The 16495-nt window shown below is 73.2% G+C and carries 14 protein-coding genes and 1 tRNA gene; 10 read left to right on the top strand and 5 right to left on the bottom strand.

The annotated features are described in order from the left end of the window. The first annotated feature begins 8 nt into the window (after positions 1 to 8). Both dusB and ACFSHS_RS15730 read left to right on the top strand, forming a co-directional pair. The gene (gene dusB, locus ACFSHS_RS15735) at positions 9 to 1172 is read left to right on the top strand and encodes a tRNA dihydrouridine synthase DusB (RefSeq protein ID WP_376878059.1); all 1164 of its coding nucleotides are present in this window, start codon (positions 9 to 11) and stop codon (positions 1170 to 1172) included. Further along, positions 1169 to 1606, top strand: a complete 438-nt coding sequence (locus tag ACFSHS_RS15730) for a hypothetical protein (RefSeq protein ID WP_376878056.1) — start codon at positions 1169 to 1171, stop codon at positions 1604 to 1606. The genes dusB and ACFSHS_RS15730 overlap by 4 nt, the downstream gene beginning before the upstream one ends. 37 nt (positions 1607 to 1643) lie before the next feature. Here ACFSHS_RS15730 and ACFSHS_RS15725 read toward each other — a convergent pair whose 3' ends face one another. Beyond that, a complete protein-coding gene (locus tag ACFSHS_RS15725; RefSeq protein ID WP_376878053.1) occupies positions 1644 to 3734 on the bottom strand; it encodes a putative bifunctional diguanylate cyclase/phosphodiesterase in 2091 nt (696 codons plus the stop codon). A 257-nt stretch (positions 3735 to 3991) separates the two neighbouring features. Here ACFSHS_RS15725 and ppdK point away from each other — a divergent pair, with 257 nt between their 5' ends. Continuing rightward, on the top strand, positions 3992 to 6700 hold the full coding sequence (gene ppdK, locus ACFSHS_RS15720; protein ID WP_376878050.1) for a pyruvate, phosphate dikinase: 2709 nt from the start codon (positions 3992 to 3994) through the stop codon (positions 6698 to 6700). Positions 6701 to 6746: 46 nt separating this feature from the next. Here ppdK and ACFSHS_RS15715 read toward each other — a convergent pair whose 3' ends face one another. Further along, positions 6747 to 7346 carry a hypothetical protein gene (locus ACFSHS_RS15715; RefSeq protein WP_376878047.1) on the bottom strand — a complete coding sequence of 200 codons (600 nt, stop codon included), beginning with the start codon at positions 7344 to 7346 and terminating at the stop codon, positions 6747 to 6749. A 174-nt stretch (positions 7347 to 7520) separates the two neighbouring features. Here ACFSHS_RS15715 and ACFSHS_RS15710 point away from each other — a divergent pair, with 174 nt between their 5' ends. The 6 genes from ACFSHS_RS15710 (at position 7521) to ACFSHS_RS15685 (ending at position 13560) form a co-directional block, all read left to right on the top strand. Next, entirely contained in the window at positions 7521 to 9125 is a 1605-nt protein-coding gene (locus ACFSHS_RS15710; RefSeq protein WP_376878044.1) for a sensor histidine kinase, read from the top strand. Further along, positions 9122 to 9793, top strand: a complete 672-nt coding sequence (locus ACFSHS_RS15705; protein ID WP_376878041.1) for a response regulator — start codon at positions 9122 to 9124, stop codon at positions 9791 to 9793. Before ACFSHS_RS15710 ends, ACFSHS_RS15705 begins: the two co-directional genes overlap by 4 nt. 91 nt (positions 9794 to 9884) lie before the next feature. Continuing rightward, the gene (locus tag ACFSHS_RS15700) at positions 9885 to 10514 is read left to right on the top strand and encodes a YdcF family protein (protein ID WP_376878038.1); all 630 of its coding nucleotides are present in this window, start codon (positions 9885 to 9887) and stop codon (positions 10512 to 10514) included. Positions 10515 to 10524: 10 nt separating this feature from the next. Beyond that, complete coding sequence (locus ACFSHS_RS15695; RefSeq protein ID WP_376878035.1) at positions 10525 to 11034, top strand: hypothetical protein; 510 nt, start codon at positions 10525 to 10527, stop codon at positions 11032 to 11034. Further along, complete coding sequence (gene dnaG, locus ACFSHS_RS15690; RefSeq protein ID WP_376878032.1) at positions 11034 to 12917, top strand: DNA primase; 1884 nt, start codon at positions 11034 to 11036, stop codon at positions 12915 to 12917. Before ACFSHS_RS15695 ends, dnaG begins: the two co-directional genes overlap by 1 nt. Before the next feature lie 73 nt (positions 12918 to 12990). After that, positions 12991 to 13560: a hypothetical protein gene (locus ACFSHS_RS15685; protein WP_376878029.1), complete on the top strand. Its 570-nt coding sequence runs from the start codon at positions 12991 to 12993 to the stop codon at positions 13558 to 13560. A 7-nt stretch (positions 13561 to 13567) separates the two neighbouring features. On the opposite strand, the gene ACFSHS_RS15680 is transcribed toward ACFSHS_RS15685, so the two are convergent. Beyond that, positions 13568 to 13777, bottom strand: coding sequence for a hypothetical protein (locus ACFSHS_RS15680; protein WP_376878026.1), 210 nt, complete (start codon positions 13775 to 13777; stop codon positions 13568 to 13570). 138 nt (positions 13778 to 13915) lie between these two features. Here ACFSHS_RS15680 and ACFSHS_RS15675 point away from each other — a divergent pair. Then, positions 13916 to 13988, top strand: a tRNA-Asn gene (locus tag ACFSHS_RS15675). Between the two features lie 118 nt (positions 13989 to 14106). On the opposite strand, the gene ACFSHS_RS15670 is transcribed toward ACFSHS_RS15675, so the two are convergent. Beyond that, positions 14107 to 15252, bottom strand: a complete 1146-nt coding sequence (locus ACFSHS_RS15670) for a site-specific integrase (RefSeq protein WP_376878023.1) — start codon at positions 15250 to 15252, stop codon at positions 14107 to 14109. A gap of 125 nt (positions 15253 to 15377) precedes the next feature. Beyond that, positions 15378 to 15611: a helix-turn-helix transcriptional regulator gene (locus tag ACFSHS_RS15665; protein WP_376878021.1), complete on the bottom strand. Its 234-nt coding sequence runs from the start codon at positions 15609 to 15611 to the stop codon at positions 15378 to 15380. Positions 15612 to 16495 lie beyond the last annotated feature (884 nt).

Genomic DNA, 16495 nt, shown 5'->3' with positions numbered 1-16495 from the left:
TGGGTGGCGTGACCAGCACGCTGGAGCCGACGACGACGGCCGCCCTGCCGCCGCTGAAGCTCGGCGCGCTGGCGGTCGATCCCGCGGTGGTGCTGGCGCCGATGGCCGGCATCACCAACCCGGCGTTCCGCACCCTGTGCCGGGAGTTCGGGGCGGGGCTCTACGTCTGCGAGATGATCACCACGCGGGCGCTGGTCGAGCGCAACGAGAAGACCCTGCAGATGGTGCGGGCGACCGCCGACGAGAAGGACGCCTTCTCGGTGCAGCTCTACGGCGTGGACCCGGCGACGGTCGGCCGCGCCGTGGCGATGCTGGTCGACGAGGGCGTCGCCGGCACCCGTCCGGCGCACATCGACCTGAACTTCGGCTGCCCGGTGCCCAAGGTGACCCGCAAGGGCGGCGGGTCGGCGCTGCCGTGGCGGCGGGTGCTGCTGCGCGACATCGTGCGGGCCGCCGTCCGCGCGGCCAGGGACGTCCCGGTGACGATCAAGACGCGGATCGGCATCGACGCCGACCACGTCACCTACCTCGACGCCGGCCGGATCGCCCAGGACGAGGGCGCCGCGGCGATCACCCTGCACGGTCGCACGGCCGACCAGCTCTACAGCGGCACGGCCGACTGGTCCTCCATCGCCCGGCTGGTGGAGGCCGTGGACATCCCGGTGCTCGGCAACGGCGACATCTGGGAGGCCGACGACGCCCTCCGCATGGTGGCCGAAACCGGCTGCGCGGGCGTGGTCATCGGGCGGGGCTGCCTGGGCCGGCCGTGGCTGTTCGGCGACCTGGCCGCCGCCTTCGCCGGGACGCCGCGACGCGCGCTGCCGACCATGGCCGAGGTCGCCGCGGTGATGCACCGGCACGCGACGCTGCTGTCGGAGGAACAGGGCGAGCTGCACGGCTGCACCGACTTCCGCAAGCACGTCGCCTGGTACCTCAAGGGTTTCTCGGTGGGCTCCGACGTCCGCCGGGCGCTGGCGATGGTGAGCGGCCTGGACGAGCTCGCCGAGCTGCTCGCGCGCATCCCCGACCAGCCCTATCCGGCCGTCGTCCTCGGGGCGCCCCGCGGCCGCACCAGCCCGCCGCGGCCGGTCGCGCTGCCCGAGGGCTGGCTCGCCGACCGGGACGACCCCCGGCCGCCGGCCGGCGCGGAACTCCTGGTGGGCGGCGGATGACGACCGGGCCGTTCCTCTACGACGACGACCCGGCTCCGCTGCACACCGGGACGCCCCGCCCGGCACGCGGGCCGCTGCTGTGGATCTTCGGCGGGACCGCCGCCTTCGCCGTCCTCATGGTCGTGCTCATGGTGCTGGTGAAGGGCTCGGGGGAGGAGCAGGCGCGGGAGGTCGCCGGGGTCTTCCTGGCCGCGCTCGCGGAGGACGACACCGAGACCGCGCACGCCCTCCTGTGCCAGGAGGAGCGCGCGCGGCTGTCACCGGGGGAGGTCGCCGGCGCCTACCTCGGCGCGGGGCCCGCGGAGATCGGCCCCACCCGCGAGGACGACGCGGCCCGGCTGGTCACGGTGCAGTGGGCCGACGGGACGGTCAGCGAGCTCCGGGTCGTCGGCGAGGACGGCCCAAGGGTCTGCGGCCGCTGGCTCGCCGACTGACGCCGGCCCGGCGGAGGCCGGCACGGCGGCAACCGGCTCAGCAGGAGCGGGCGGACATCTGCCGGCCGGACAGCGCTTCGGCCAGCCGCTCGGTGATGTCGGCCGCAGCGGCCGGGCGAGCGAGGTGGAAGCCCTGGCCCAAGGCGCAGCCCAGCGCCGCGAGTGCGGTGAGCTGGTTCTCGTCCTCGATCCCCTCGGCGACCGATTCCAGGCCGAGCACCCGCGCCAGTTCGATGATGCCTGCGGCGACCGCCTTGCCCCGGGGTTGATCGATCTGCTCCACGAGGGACCGGTCGATCTTCAGCTGGTCCACGGGGAATCGCGGCAGGTAGCTGAGGGACGAGTACCCCGTGCCGAAGTCGTCGACAGCGAGCTGGACGCCGATCTGCTTGAGCGCGGCCAGGCGGCTGACCTCGGAGCGCTGGTCCTCGACCAGCATGCTCTCGGTGATCTCCAGGACCAGGGACCCGGCCGGTATGCCGTGCCGGCTGAGGGTCTGGCCCACCAGTGCGGCGAATCCTTCGTCGGCCAGCTGCCGGGCGGAGACGTTCACGCTCATCTGCAGGCCGCGCTCGTTCCCGAACAGCGTCCGCCATTCGCGCAGCTGGCGGCAGGCCTCATCGAGCGCCCACGCTCCGATGGGGACGATGAGACCCGTCTTCTCGGCGAGCGGTATGAATGAGCCGGGCGACACGAGGCCGAGGGTCGGGTGCTCCCACCGCATCAGGGCCTCCACCGCCACCAGGTCGTGCCCGTCGATCGCGTGTACCGGCTGGTAGTGCAGGACGAGCTCACCGGCCTGCAGCGCCCCGGGCAGGTCGGTGGCCAGCCGCATCCGGTCCTCGATGGCCTCCTGCCGCTGCGCGTCGTGGACGCGGACGTCGTCCTTGCCGTCGTTCTTGGCCTGGTACATGGCCAGGTCGGCGAGGCGCAGGAGGTCCTCCGCGCTGCTCGCGGAGGCGGACACGCTCGCGACTCCGATGCTGGCGGTGAGGAACAGGTCCCGGTCCGCATGGCGGATCGCGGGCCGCACGGCGTCGAGCACTCGCGTGGCGATCTGCCCGGCCTCCGCCTCGTCACCGCTGACGGCGACGGCGAACTCGTCGCCGCCCAGGCGGACGGCCAGGTCGCCGGCCCGCAGCGTCCGGCGCAACCGGTCCGCGACGGTGCAGAGCACCTCGTCGCCCACCGAGTGTCCGAGCGTGTCGTTGATGCTCTTGAAGCCGTCGAGGTCGATGAGCAGCAGGGACGTCGCGCCGTCGGCGCTCAGCGCCGCGTCGAGGTGTTCGCGCAGCTGCACCCGGTTCGGCAGTCCGGTCAGCGCGTCGTGCCGAGCGGAGCGGAAGAGCTCCTGCTGCTGGCGTTCGAGCTGCTCGGCCATCGCGTTGAAGGTCCGTGCCAGCGTCCCGAACTCGTCGCCGGACGGCAGCTCCACGCGGTGGGAGAGCATCCCGTCGCCGAGCCGCCGGATGGCCTCGCGGAACGCGCCGAGGGGGCGCAGCACCGACCGGGTCAGGTGCAGCCCGCCCGCCAGTGCCACGACCAGGCCGATCCCCGCGGCCGCGACGATCCAGCCCAACACCACGCGCTGGCTCTCATGGGCGTCCTCGTACTCGTCGAGGATGTCGGCGGAGGCCAGCTCCTCCGCCTGTTCGAGGGCCGTCACCGCTTCCTCCACGTGCCCGCGCGCCTCGGTCAGCCGACTCGCCGCCGTGCTGCGCTCCGCGGCGGTCGTGGCCGGCGATCGGACGGCCTCGTCGAGCACCGCCACGGCGCGGCGGGCGTGCACCTCGGCGACGGACGCGAGGTCGCCCTCCTCCGTCATCTGCTGCCCTCCCAGGGCAGCGAAGGCATCCGCCATGCGGTCGCGGGCCGCCTCGTAGGCGGCCGGCGGCGAGGCCTCGGGCTGCAGGACGGCCAGTTGTCCGTCGCGCTCGACCTGGACGACGAGTGACTGCAGCCGAGCCAGCGGGAGCGCCTCCTCGATGGCCTCGTCCTTTGTGTCGGCGAAGCTGTCCAGCGTGGTCTCGAGGCCACCGATGGCCGTCCCGGAGACGGCCACGAGCGGCAGCGCCATGGCGGCCACGCCGGCGCCCATCCGAGCGCGGACGGACAGTGATCGGGACATCAGGACCTTCTTGTCGCGGAGGACGTCGGGCCTGGTGGTCTTCGGCAGCCGCCGCTGTCGGCTTTACCGGTGCGGCCACCCCGTAGGGGTGGTCCGGATGCCGGCTCGCGGCCCCCTACCGGTCCGCGAAGATCTCTCGGAGTCCGGCATCGTGGCCGAACGTCCCAGATCGAGACCCCGAACTTGTCCCGCCGGGCGTCCTGGTGCGCGACGATCTGCCGCAGACGCAGCGGACGTCGAGCGCGGAGGTGTGACCGGTGAACAGCGGGACGGCCACGAAGTGGGTCTACGACTTCAGCGAGGGCAGCAAGGACCAGAAGGACCTGCTCGGCGGCAAGGGCGCCAACCTCGCCGAGATGACCAACCTCGGGCTGCCCGTGCCACCCGGGTTCACCATCACCACCGACGCCTGCCGCTACTACCTGGAGCACGGCACCACCCCGCCCGACCTCGCCGAGCAGGTGAGCGAGTACCTGGACGCGCTCCAGAAGGCGATGGGCAAGACCCTCGGTGACCCGGCCGACCCCCTGCTGGTCTCGGTCCGCTCCGGTGCCGCCGCGTCGATGCCCGGGATGATGGAGACCGTCCTCAACGTCGGGCTCAACGACGAGTCCGTGCAGGGGCTGGCGCGGCAGTCGGGCAGCGAGCGGTTCGCCTGGGACTCCTACCGCCGGCTGATCCAGATGTTCGGCAAGACCGTCCTCGGCATCGACGGCGAGCTCTTCGACGACGCGCTCGACGAGGTGAAGCGGGAGCAGGGCACCGACCTCGACCTGGACCTCGACGCCGAGCACCTGAAGGACGTCGTCGCGCGGTTCAAGGCCATCGTCGAGGAGCACACCGGACGGGACTTCCCGCAGGACCCGCGCGAGCAGATGGACCTGGCGATCAACGCCGTCTTCGACTCCTGGAACTCCGAGCGGGCCATCCTCTACCGCCGCCGCGAGCGGATCCCGAGCGACGCCGGGACGGCGGTCAACGTCTGCTCGATGGTCTTCGGCAACCTCGGCATGGACTCCGGCACGGGCGTGGCGTTCACCCGCGACCCCGGCAGCGGCGAGCAGGGCGTCTACGGCGACTACCTGCAGAACGCCCAGGGCGAGGACGTCGTCGCCGGCATCCGCAACACCGTGCCGCTCGCCCAGCTCGAGAGCATCGACAAGGGCGCCTACGACGAGCTCATGGACACCATGGCGCGGCTGGAGTCGCACTACCGGGACCTCTGCGACATCGAGTTCACCGTCGAGCGCAACAAGCTCTGGATGCTCCAGACCCGGGTCGGGAAGCGCACCGCGGCGGCGGCGTTCCGCATCGCCACGCAGCTGGTCGACGAGGGCCTCATCGACATGGACGAGGCCGTCCGCCGGGTGACCGGCGACCAGCTGGCGCAGCTGATGTTCCCGAGGTTCGTCTCGGGCGGGGACGCCAAGCAGCTCACCCAGGGCATGAACGCCTCACCCGGCGCGGCCGTCGGCAGGGCGGTGTTCTCGTCCGAGACCGCGGTGGAGTGGGCGCAGAGGGGGGAGAAGGTCGTCCTGGTCCGGCGGGAGACCAACCCCGACGACCTCTCCGGCATGATCGCCGCCCAGGGTGTGCTCACCAGCCGCGGCGGCAAGACCTCGCACGCCGCCGTCGTCGCGCGGGGGATGGGCAAGACCTGCGTGTGCGGCGCCGAGGAGCTGCAGGTCGACACCAAGGCCAGGAGGTTCACCGCGCCGGACGGCACCGAGGTGAACGAGGGCGACGTCATCTCGATCGACGGGTCGACCGGCCGGGTGTGGCTCGGCGAGGTGCCGGTCGAGCCGTCGTCCGTCGTCCGCTACTTCGAGGGAGAGATCGACCCGGAGTCCGAGGACGCCGACGACCTCGTCCGCAGCGTGCACCGGATCCTGAGCCACGCCGACGAGGTGCGCCGGCTCGGCGTGCGCACCAACGCCGACACCCCGGAGGACTCCGCCCGCGCCCGTCGCTTCGGGGCGGAGGGCATCGGGCTGTGCCGGACCGAGCACATGTTCCTCGGTGACCGGCGACAGCTGGTCGAGAAGCTGATCCTGGCCGAGGGTGACGAGGAGCGGCAGGCCGCGCTCGACGCCCTGGAGCCGTTGCAGAAGCAGGACTTCCTCGAGATCTTCGAGGCGATGGACGGGCTGCCCGTCACCGTGCGGCTGCTCGACCCGCCGCTGCACGAGTTCCTGCCCGACCTGACCGAGCTGTCCGTCCGCGTGGCGGTCGCCGAGGCCAAGGGCCACGCCGACGAGGGCACGTTGCGGCTGCTGGCCGCCGTCCGCCGGCTGCACGAGCAGAACCCCATGCTCGGCCTGCGCGGCGTCCGGCTCGGGCTGGTCGTACCCGGCCTGTTCGCCATGCAGGTGCGGGCGATCGCCGAGGCAGCGTGCGAGCGGAGGAAGGCCGGCGGCGACCCGCGGCCGGAAATCATGATCCCGCTGGTGGGGGCCGTGCAGGAGCTGGAGGCGATCCGCGAGGAGTCGGAGAAGGTGCTCGCCGAGGTGTGCGCGCACGCCGACACCCCCATCGATGCGCTGATCGGCACCATGATCGAGGTGCCCCGCGCGGCGCTGACCGCCGACGAGATCGCCGAGTACGCCGAGTTCTTCTCGTTCGGCACCAACGACCTCACGCAGATGACCTGGGGCTTCTCCCGCGACGACGTCGAGGCGGCGTTCTTCCACGCCTACCTCGACAAGGGGATCTTCGGCGTCTCGCCGTTCGAGTCGCTGGACCGCGACGGCGTCGGCCGGCTCGTGCAGATCGGGGTGGAGAAGGGCCGCGCCGCTCGTCCCGACCTCAAGCTGGGCGTCTGCGGCGAGCACGGCGGCGACCCCGACTCGGTGCACTTCTTCCACGACGTGGGGCTCGACTACGTGTCCTGCTCGCCATTCCGCGTGCCGGTCGCCCGGCTCGAGGCCGCCCGTGCCGCCCTCGGCGCGGAGCGCGCCGGGTCGTGACGCGCCGGTGCCGGACGGGTCGCCCCCTCCGGCACCGGCTCCATCCTCAGCGGCGGGCGCCGACCGTCGCCCGGTCCGGCGTCCTCGTGCCGGAACCCGCGGCGGCGAGGCCCAGCATCGCGATGCCGAGGTACAGCGCGGTCTCCGCGTAGCCGGGGTGGCCCCAGCCCGGGGCCAGTGCCTCCAGCGCGAAGGTGAGCCCGATGACCGGGATCGCCGCCACCATCAGAGCGGCGGGCAGCCGCACGTCCGGACGCCGCAACAGTGCTGCACCCAGGGCGGCACCCAGGGCGAACATCGCGAGGAACGTGACGCCGGCGACCGTGCCGACGCTCTCGGGGTCGATGACGTTCACGACCACGAAGCCGGACGCCAGGACCGCCAGGTCGGCGGCGAGCAGTCGGCGGATCCACCGTCGCGCAGCGCTGCCGTCGTCGATGCGCCGTGCGTGGCGGACGAGCACCGCCGCCAGCAGGGCGAACGTCACCGCCATCAGGAGGTTGGTGGCGACGACCACCCAGGTGGTGCCGCCTTCGGTGTCCCAGGGCGCAACCGCCTCGCTGGTGGCACGCCACACGGCGTCGCCGATGGACAGCACCGACAGCGCGACCGCGGCGCCCAGCGCCGCTCGCTCCAGCTGCATCATGACCTGCTCCTCGTACGGGCGGCTTCCCCGGTGGAAGCGCGATGCGGCGAACGCTAGGAACGCCGGGCCCGCGGGGCGTCCGACCGGACGGCCGTTCTCCTCAGGACCTGCGAAGGAGCCGTCTCCGACCTTCGGACGACGCCACGCGGTCGCTCGCGTGGCTACGGTCGGCCGATGAGGCGCGGACGCGTGCTCGACGCTCTCGCCGTGGTCACGGTGCTGACCGGCACCGCGCTGGCGGTCGCGAACGACGACGCGGCCGGGCCGCCGGAGTTCGTGTTCGGCACCGTCATCCTGCTGACGCTGTGGGCGGTGCTGCGGCTCGCCGGACGGGCCGGCCACCGAGCGGCGGCGGAGCGGACCCGGGCCGGCCGGCTCGCCTCCATGCCGGAGGCGGAGGTCGCCCGCGCCGCCGTCGCCGTCGAGCGCGCCCGGCTCGCCGGCGACATACAGGCCGTCGTCCGTTCGGCAGCCATCGCCATGGGCAGCGCCGCCGACGACGCCGTCCGGCACTGGGACGACGATCCGGCCGCGGCGCTGCGCGCCGTCCAGGAGTACGGCGCCCGCGCCGGCCTGGAGTTGCGCCGGCTGCTCGGGCTGCTGCGCGAGGCCCACGACGACGTCGCTGCGGAGCCCACGACGCCCGCCGTTCCCGCCCTACGGATCTCACGCGGGGACGTCGTCCTCGCCTGCGCGGCCACGGTGCTCGCCGTGGCCGAGAACTTCGCCTACCGAGACGAGTTCCCGCGGGGGGAGACGGTGGCAGCGGTGTCGGCGCTCCTGTCGGGGTGTGCCGCGGCGACGGTCGTCCTCCGGCGGGTCGCCCCGGAGGTTGGTGCCGTCGCCTGCGGGCTCGTCTTCGCCGCCGGCACCTGGACCCAGCCGCTGGCTAGCGGCTTCTGGTTCCTCCTCACGCCGGGCAGCCTGACCTGGGCTGCCGTCGGTCGGGGGCCCCGGGGTCTGCTCGCGGTCGGCGTCCTCGCCGCCGGCATCGGCGTGCACATGGCGGTGCGGAGCCCGGAGAACGTCCTCATCTCCATGCTCGTGCTGTCCGCCGCGGCCGTCGGGAGTGCCGTCGTCCGGATCAGCGACGTCTGGGGCCGGTCGGCGCGCGCCCGGGGGGACCGGCGGGCGGGCGAGCTCGCGGCCGCCGCGGGCGCCGCCGTCCGCACCGAGCGGCTGGCCGTCGCCCGTGAGCTGCACGACCTGGTGTCGCACGCGGTCGGCGTCATGGTGATGCAGGCGGGCGCAGCGCTGGCCACCCGCGAGAGCGACCCGCAGCGCGCACGCCGCGCGCTGGACGTGGTCCGCCGGACCGCCGCCGAGACGCTGCAGGAGCTCGACCGGCTCGTGGAGGTGCTCGACCACGGGGTCCTCGGCGCGGCGACGCTCGGGCCGGACGGGCACGACCTGGCCGCGCTGGTCGAGCGGCTGCGGGCCGCCGGTCTCGCGGTGCGGGCCGACGTCGACGGTGAGCTCGCCGGCGAGGTGGGCGCCGTGGTCTACCGCGTGGTGCAGGAGTCGCTCACCAACGTGCTCCGCCACGCACCGGGCGCCGGTGCGGCGGTGCGCGTCCGAGTGCGGTCCGCCGAGGTGGAGGTGGAGGTGGTGGACGACGGGCCGGGATCCGGGCCCGTGCCGCGCCGGGGCTACGGGCTGGTCGGCATCGAGGAGCGGGTGCACCGGCTCGGTGGCGAGTTCGTCGCCGGCCCCGGGCCGGGCGGCTCCGGCTTCCGGGTGCACGCCCGGGTCCCGACGCCGGCGACGAGGCCGGCGTGAGCCCCCCGGTGCGGGTGGTGATCGCCGACGACCACGACCTGCTGCGCGACGGGGTCACCGCGATCCTCGACGCCGACCCCGGCATCCAGGTGGTGGGGGAGGCATCCAGCGGGCCGTCGGCCGTAGCGGCGGCGGCCGCCCTGTCGCCGGACGTCGTGCTCATGGACGTCGAGATGCCGGGTGGCGACGGGCTGACCGCCACCCGGCAGATCCTCGAGCGTTGTCCGCGGACGCGGGTCCTGGTGCTCACCACGTTCGACCTGGACGAGTACGTGGTGGACGCGCTGCGCGCCGGCGCCTCGGGCTTCCTGCTGAAGACCACCCCGGCGGCCTCCCTGGTCTCGGCCGTCCGGGCGTGCGCGGCGGGGGAGATGCTGCTGGCTCCCAGCGTCACCCGACGGCTGGTGGAGACCTATGTCCGCCAGCCCGCCCTGCCGGCCGACGCCGTCCCGCCGGCCTTGAGCGGGCTGACCGAGCGGGAGCTGGACGTCCTGCGCGCGCTGGCCCGGGGCCTGTCCAACGCGGAGATCGGCCGCGACCTGTACCTCGCCGAGACCACCGTGAAGACGCACGTGACGCACGTCCTGGCCAAGCTCGGCCTCCGCGACCGGGTGCAGGCGGTGATCCTCGCCTACGAGACTGGGCTGGTCCGGGTCGGCGGCCGCTAGTCCTTCGCGGACGCCGGGACCGGCCGCCGGTGGCGGGTCACACTCCTCCCGCACGTCCCGGACCGTCGGTCCGTCGTGGTACCCATGACGGGTGGGGGTGCGCATCGGGAACCTGCTGAACCGGGTGGCCGGTGCTGCCGTACTGGCGTTCCTCCTCCTGATCGCCTCCACCGCGCTGGCGATCTGGTGGAACGCCCGACAGGATGCGCGGCCGGCCTCCGACGCGATCGTGGTGCTGGGGTCCGCGCAGTACAACGGCGTCCCGTCGTCGATCTTCGAGGCCCGGCTCGAGCACGCCATCACCCTGTTCGAGGACGGCGTGGCCCCGGTGATCGTCACCGTGGGCGGCCGGGCCGCCGGTGACGAGTTCACCGAGGCCGAGGCGGGCCGGGAGTACCTGGCCGCCTCCGGTGTTCCCGACGGCGCCCTGCTGGCCGTGCCCGAGGGCGTCGACACCCTGCAGAGCATGCGCGTGGTCTCGACCGCCTTCGGCGAACGCGGCTGGACCCGCGCCGTCCTGGTGACCGACCCGTGGCATGCCATGCGCGCCGAGCGGATGGCGGAGGACGCCGGGCTGGAGGCGGAGAGCTCGCCGACCCGCCAGGGCCCGGCCGTGCAGACCCGCGGCACGCAGTTCCGCTACATCCTCCGGGAGACTGCTGCCTACCTGCTCTACCGCGCGACGGGTGAGAGCGTCGCCGGCGCACCCGGGATCGGCTGAGGAGGAGACCGTGCTCGAACTGGCCAAGCCCGGCTCCGCCGGCACCGGCACGGGCGTCATCCCCGTGCTGCGCGACGGCGCGGTCGTCGCCCTGCTGCGGGCATCGAACTGGAGGGAAGCGGGGACGGCGACCATCGGCACGCAGACGTGGGTGCTGGCCAAGCACCGGGGCGACCTCACGGCCCGGTGGGCGAGTGATTCCGAGGACGTCGTGCGGATGCGCGCGCGGCAGACGTCGCTGTGGAAGGGCACCTGGCGGGTGGAGCTGGAGGGAACGCCGGTGGAGGTGCGCAGCGCCTCGCGCTGGAAAGGCACCCACCGTTTCCTGGTCGACGGGAAGCCGGTGGCCGAGAGCGGCACCACCGGGGGGTGGTCGCCCCGCCCCACGCTGACCGCCGAGCCGGACCTGCCGGTGCACCACCAGGTCTTCCTGCTGTGGATGGAACTCGTCCTCAGCCGCCGGAACACCGCCGCGATCACCGCCGCGACGGGTGCCGCCGTCATCGGGGGGAGCAGCTGATGGCCGGGCGGGGACGCATCCGGGCCGCCGACATCGCGCTGGTGCGCGAGCGCTCGAGGATCGACGAGATCGTCGGCGAGCACCTGCAGCTCAAGCGCGCCGGCGGCGGCAGCCTCAAGGGCCTGTGCCCCTTCCACGACGAGAAGTCTCCGTCCTTCCAGGTGACCCCCTCGAGAGGGCTGTGGCACTGCTTCGGGTGCGGGATGGGCGGCGACGTCATCTCCTTCGTCCAGCAGATCGACCACCTCTCCTTCTCCGAGGCCGTCGAGCTGCTGGCCGGGCGGGCCAACGTCGAGCTGCACTACGAGGACGACGGTGGCCGGCCCACCGGTGCCCCCGACCGGGCCAACGTCGGCCAGCGCGCCCGGTTGGTCGCCGCCAACACCGCCGCCGCGGCGTTCTTCGCCGAGCAGCTCGGGACGCCGGACGCCGCCCCCGCGCGCCAGTTCCTCGCCGAGCGTGGCTTCGACCGCCAGGTGGCGCTCGACTTCGGCTGCGGCTTCGCCCCCGGTGGCTGGGACACCCTCACCCGGCACCTGCGCGGCAAGGGCTTCACCCAGGCGGAGCTGGTGACGGCGGGGCTGGCCAAGGAATCGTCCCGGGGCACGCTCATCGACCGGTTCCACCGGCGGCTGACCTGGCCGATCCGCGACATCACCGGCGACGTGATCGGTTTCGGCGCGCGCAAGCTCATGGACGACGACCCGGGGCCGAAGTACCTCAACACCCCGGAGACCCCGCTCTACAAGAAGAGCACCGTGCTCTACGGGATCGAGCGGGCCAAGCGCGACATCGCCCGCCGGCACCAGGCCGTCGTCGTCGAGGGCTACACCGACGTGATGGCCTGCCACCTGGCCGGCGTGACCACCGCGGTCGCCTCCTGCGGCACCGCGTTCGGCGGCGAACACATCAGCGTGCTGCGCCGGCTGCTCATGGACCAGGACGAGTTCCGCGGCGAGGTCGTCTACACCTTCGACGGCGACGCGGCGGGGCAGGCCGCGGCGATGAAGACCTTCGCCGAGGACCAGCGGTTCGTCGCGCAGACGTTCGTCGCCGTGGAGCCCGACGGGCGTGACCCGTGCGAGCTGCGGCAGGAGCAGGGCGACGCCGCCGTCCGCGACCTGGTGGCCCGGCGGACGCCCCTGATCGAGTTCGTCCTGCGCACCACGCTGGCCGGTTACGACCTGGACACCGTCGAGGGTCGCGTCGCCGCGCTGGAGAAGACCGCGCCGCTGCTGGCCCAGATCAAGGACCACGCGCTGCGCCCGGCCTACGCCCGCCGCCTGGCCGGGCTGCTCGGGCTGCCGGACGAGTCCGACGTCATGGAGCGTCTGCGCCGGCTGACCGGCGAGGGTGGGGACCGGCCCCGCCCCCGGCCGCGGGGGCCGCAGCGCACCCCCGACGACGCCGCGATCGAGGTGGAGCGGGAGGCGGTGAAGGCGGCGCTGCAGGTGCCCGAGATCGCCGGCCCCTCCTTCGACGCGATCCCGTTCGACGCCTACACCGACCCCGACTACTCGGCGGTGGCCGCCGCGGTGGCCGCCGCGGGGGGAGCGGCCGCGGCGCAGGTGACCGGCCCCGCCTGGCTGGACGAGGTGGCCGTCCACTGCTCGCGGGAGTCGGCGCGGGCCCAGCTCACGGCGCTGGCCGTCGAGCCGATGCGCTCGGTCGGTGAGGCCGACGCCCACTACGTCAACGCGGTGCTGGCCCGCCTGCAGGAGATGGCGACGGTGCGCCAGGTGGCCAACCTCAAGAGCAAGCTGCAGCGGATGAACCCGGTCGAGGAGCCCGACGAGTACACGAAGGTGTTCGGCCGCCTGGTGGCCCTCGAGGCGCAAGCCCGGTCACTGCGGGAACGCGCGATGGGCGGGCTGACCCCGTGAGCGAGCTCGCGAGCTCACGCAGGCACACAGCAGCCGGGCGAACGGCGGCGACGAGCGCCAGCGAGGAGAAGCCATGAGCTTGCTGGACCGGGTGCGGCACCGCTTCGCGCGTGCGCCGGAGCCCGTGCGGGCGCAGGTCGCGGCCGATCCCGACGAGCGGGTGCTGGCCTGGGGCACGCTCGCGGGGGAGGGCGGCTGGCTCGTCGCCACGTCCCGGGGGCTCCGGGTCGTGCCGTCGACGGTTCCGCCGGCCGCCGACACCGCGGTGCTGCCCTGGCACGAGGTCGCGCACGCCCACTGGACCGCGTCGGCCGGCGGCGGGGGCTCGTTCCGCGTGACGGCGCTGGTCGAGGTGGAGCCCGGCGTCCAGGCACGGCGGCCGGAGCAGCGCTTCGTGCTCACCGACGCCGGTGACCTGCCCGGGGTCGTGCGCCGTCGCGTGGACCAGACCGTGGTGGCCAGCCAGCGGTCGCCGCTCCCGGGTGGGGGAGGGGTGCTGCTGGTCGCCCGCCGGGTCCCCGGTCAGGCGGTGCGCGAGTGGACCGTGGTCTTCGACGACGACGAGCGGCGCAACGATCCGGTGGCCCGCGAGGCCGCGCGGAAGAAGCTGGCGGATCTCGTCGCGGCCGACCAGCCGGACTGAGCCGGACTCAGCGGGGCGTCTCGCTGCCCATGCGGGCCCGCAGCGAGGACAGGGCGTCGTCGGCCTTGGCCTGCGCGACGCCGGCGAGGCTCTGCAGGCGCGGGTCGTCCTTGGCGTGCTCCCAGCCGCGGCGGATCTGCTCGTACCGCTCGCGGCCGGCCTTGGAGCCGAGGACGTAGCCGGCGCCGAAACCGGCGAGGAAGGAGAGCTTGGCCACGGGAACCTCCGGGTCGGTCGAGCGGGGGCCGCGATCACGCTACCTGTGTCGTGTGCAACGCGAGACGCGGGCGGGCCCTGCGCGGGAGCTTCCGCGGCGTGGGGTACCCTCGTCGGGCCAGCGGGTCGCACCCGCTCGTCCCCCGTAGCTCAATTGGCAGAGCATGCGACTGTTAATCGCAGGGTTATTGGTTCGAGTCCAATCGGGGGAGCAAAACCCCAGGTCAGCGGCTTGAAGGGCTAGTCGCGCGAGTCGCTGCGACGAACAAATGACGAACATTCGTCGCAGTCGATCCCGCTCCCAGGCCTACAGACCGTTCTGGTCGGCGCCTAGCGAGACTGCTGGAGCGCCGTCGCCGCCTCCGGGCTCGCGAGGCCGCGACCCATGTAGACGTCCTGGGTCAGGCTCGGCCGGTTGTGCCCCAGATGGTCGGCGATCTGGCGGGCTGACAGGCCCGCCTCGTCCAGGCGGGTCGCCACGGTTCTGCGAAAAACGTGCGAGCTCACCCAGTCGAAGCCGGCGCGATCGAGGGCCTGGCGCAGGTGGCTGCTCGTGTTGTGCGGATCCCGCAGTCGGCCGGTCGGGCTCGGGAACACCACTAGCGTGCCCTGCGGCGTGGGCGTCTGGGCCCGCCGGCGCTCGAGCAGGTCGACGACGAAGGCCGGTAGGGCGATCGTCCGCCGACCGGCCGTTGTCTTGGGGAACTCCTGGATCTCGAGGCCGCGACCTGGTGCTCGGATCAGCGTGGCGTCGATGCGCACAGTCGCCGCGTCCAGGTTCACGGCCGACCAGCGGACCGCGCACGCCTCGCCGATGCGCACGCCGGTGCCCAGCATGAACTCGACCAGGTCCGGCAGATCCAGCTCGACCGCCTCGGCATCCGCGGCGAGCCGCTCGCACAGCTGGCGCGCCTCCTCGACCGTCAGCGCGCGCGGTCCCTGCGCGGGGCGCCGGTGCGCCCGCCGAGACGCCACCTCGCGCACCGGGTTGGTCGGGATGGCTCCACGACGGACGGCCTCGGTGAGGATCCCGGACAGCACCGAGCGGGCGGCCTTGGAAGCGCCGGCGCCGTGGCTCTTGCGTACGGCGGTCAGCAGACGGTCGACGGCGGGCACGGTGATCTCGCGCAGCCGGAGTTGTCCGACGCCCGGGATGACGTAGCTCTGTACGGCGAACCGGTACAGCCGCTTGGTGCCCACGGCGAGGTCGCTGTCGTCGACCTCGGCGAGCCAGGCGGCGGCCACGGTCGCGAGCCGGCTGTCGGCGCTGGCGCCCTCGTCGACGCCGTTACCCCGGTCGCGCAGGGCCGTCCGCAGCCGGCGCTCCGCCTCGGCCTTGGTCCGACCGTAGCGGCTCACCGAGCGCCGGCGGCCGTCGAAGTCGCGGAAGCTGGCCTGTGCCCGCACGCGGCCCTTGCCGACAACCAGGATGTTGATCGCGCCGAAGGTCCCCACGGCGAGTGGTGGCCTCGGCATGGATTCCTCCCCGGGTGGCCGGATGCCTAAGCGTCGGCCCAGGCAGGAGCCGGAGCTGGCCCGCGCTATGAAACTGGGGACAGGCCGAGGCCTGTGGACGGCGCCGGCCGTTACGAACTGGATGCCTATGCGGGCTCGGCTCCGTCGTGGCGTGCCGCGGCGGCGTCGTGTCGGTCGGTCACCCACTGCTCCAGGTCGTCCTGCCGGTAGAGCACGCGCCGGCCGAGACGGAAGCCTGCCGGTCCCACGCCGAGGTGACGCCAGTACCGCAAAGTCGCGACAGAGGTACGGAGAAACGCGGCCGCCTCGTCGAGGGTCAGCAGGACCGTCGGGGCGGCATGGGTGCGGTCATCGCTCACGGTCAGGCCCTTCTGGACGTCGGCAGCGCCAGGCCCGACGCTGCCGCCCTGGCCTGCAGTTCGTCTCCAGTAGCAGGCTCCAGTACTTCTCCAGTGCTCCCCGAGCGACCGAGTCGCTGGGGCGCTGCGATGGGGCCGGCCTACTTGAGGAGCACGAGATCGCCGCCGGAATAGTCGCCGTGCCCGTGCCCCGAAGCCCTACAAGCTGTTCGGAGGGTGATCCCGCAAGACTGGCGGCATGCCTCTGACGTTCCTGTCGCGGACGTAGGATCGGAGGTTGTAGGCATCGAGAACACGACCGAGGGCCCCGGCCAGCCCGGGAAGGTCGCGGTCGTAGACGCGGCCGTCCTCCAACTGATGCGCGAGCTCGGCGAGCAGCCGCGTCCAATCGCGGCGGGTGGGCGCGGTTGGTACTCGGACTTCCACCTGTCGTTCCACCAGGTGGACCGCTGCTCGTCCGGAGGCCGCCGCACGTGTCTGTTCCCAGGCTCGGTGCCGGCACGTGGCTGAGCACCACTTCGGGATTGGTCCCCGGCTCCCTGGCGTGATGGGTCCACCGCACCAGGCGCAAGCCGTTGCCGCGCTCCGCCGGTCGCGAGGGTCAGCCGCTCCTTCGACGGGCACTGTCCGGTCCTGCTGGGTCCGTGCTCGCCCGACCCGATCTCGTCCTTGCCGTTCACGCTCTCGTCGCCGCGCTTGGAAGTCGGCGTATCCGCTGTCGCCCATGCCCTCCAGCGTGCGAACGGGCCTCCGGTAAACCTGTCACAACGACTTACGAGACCGCCTGGTGCAAGAGGTGTAATCGGTTGCGATCTTGATCGCTGTCCTTGCGGATGAGAATGCTCCGGTCGTCCGGCGACGCCGAGTCACAGTGGTGCGGGTGA

The organism is Blastococcus deserti (assembly GCF_042682525.1).
GTDB lineage: Bacteria > Actinomycetota > Actinomycetes > Mycobacteriales > Geodermatophilaceae > Blastococcus_B > Blastococcus_B deserti.
This window is presented reverse-complemented; position numbering and strand designations above follow the sequence as displayed.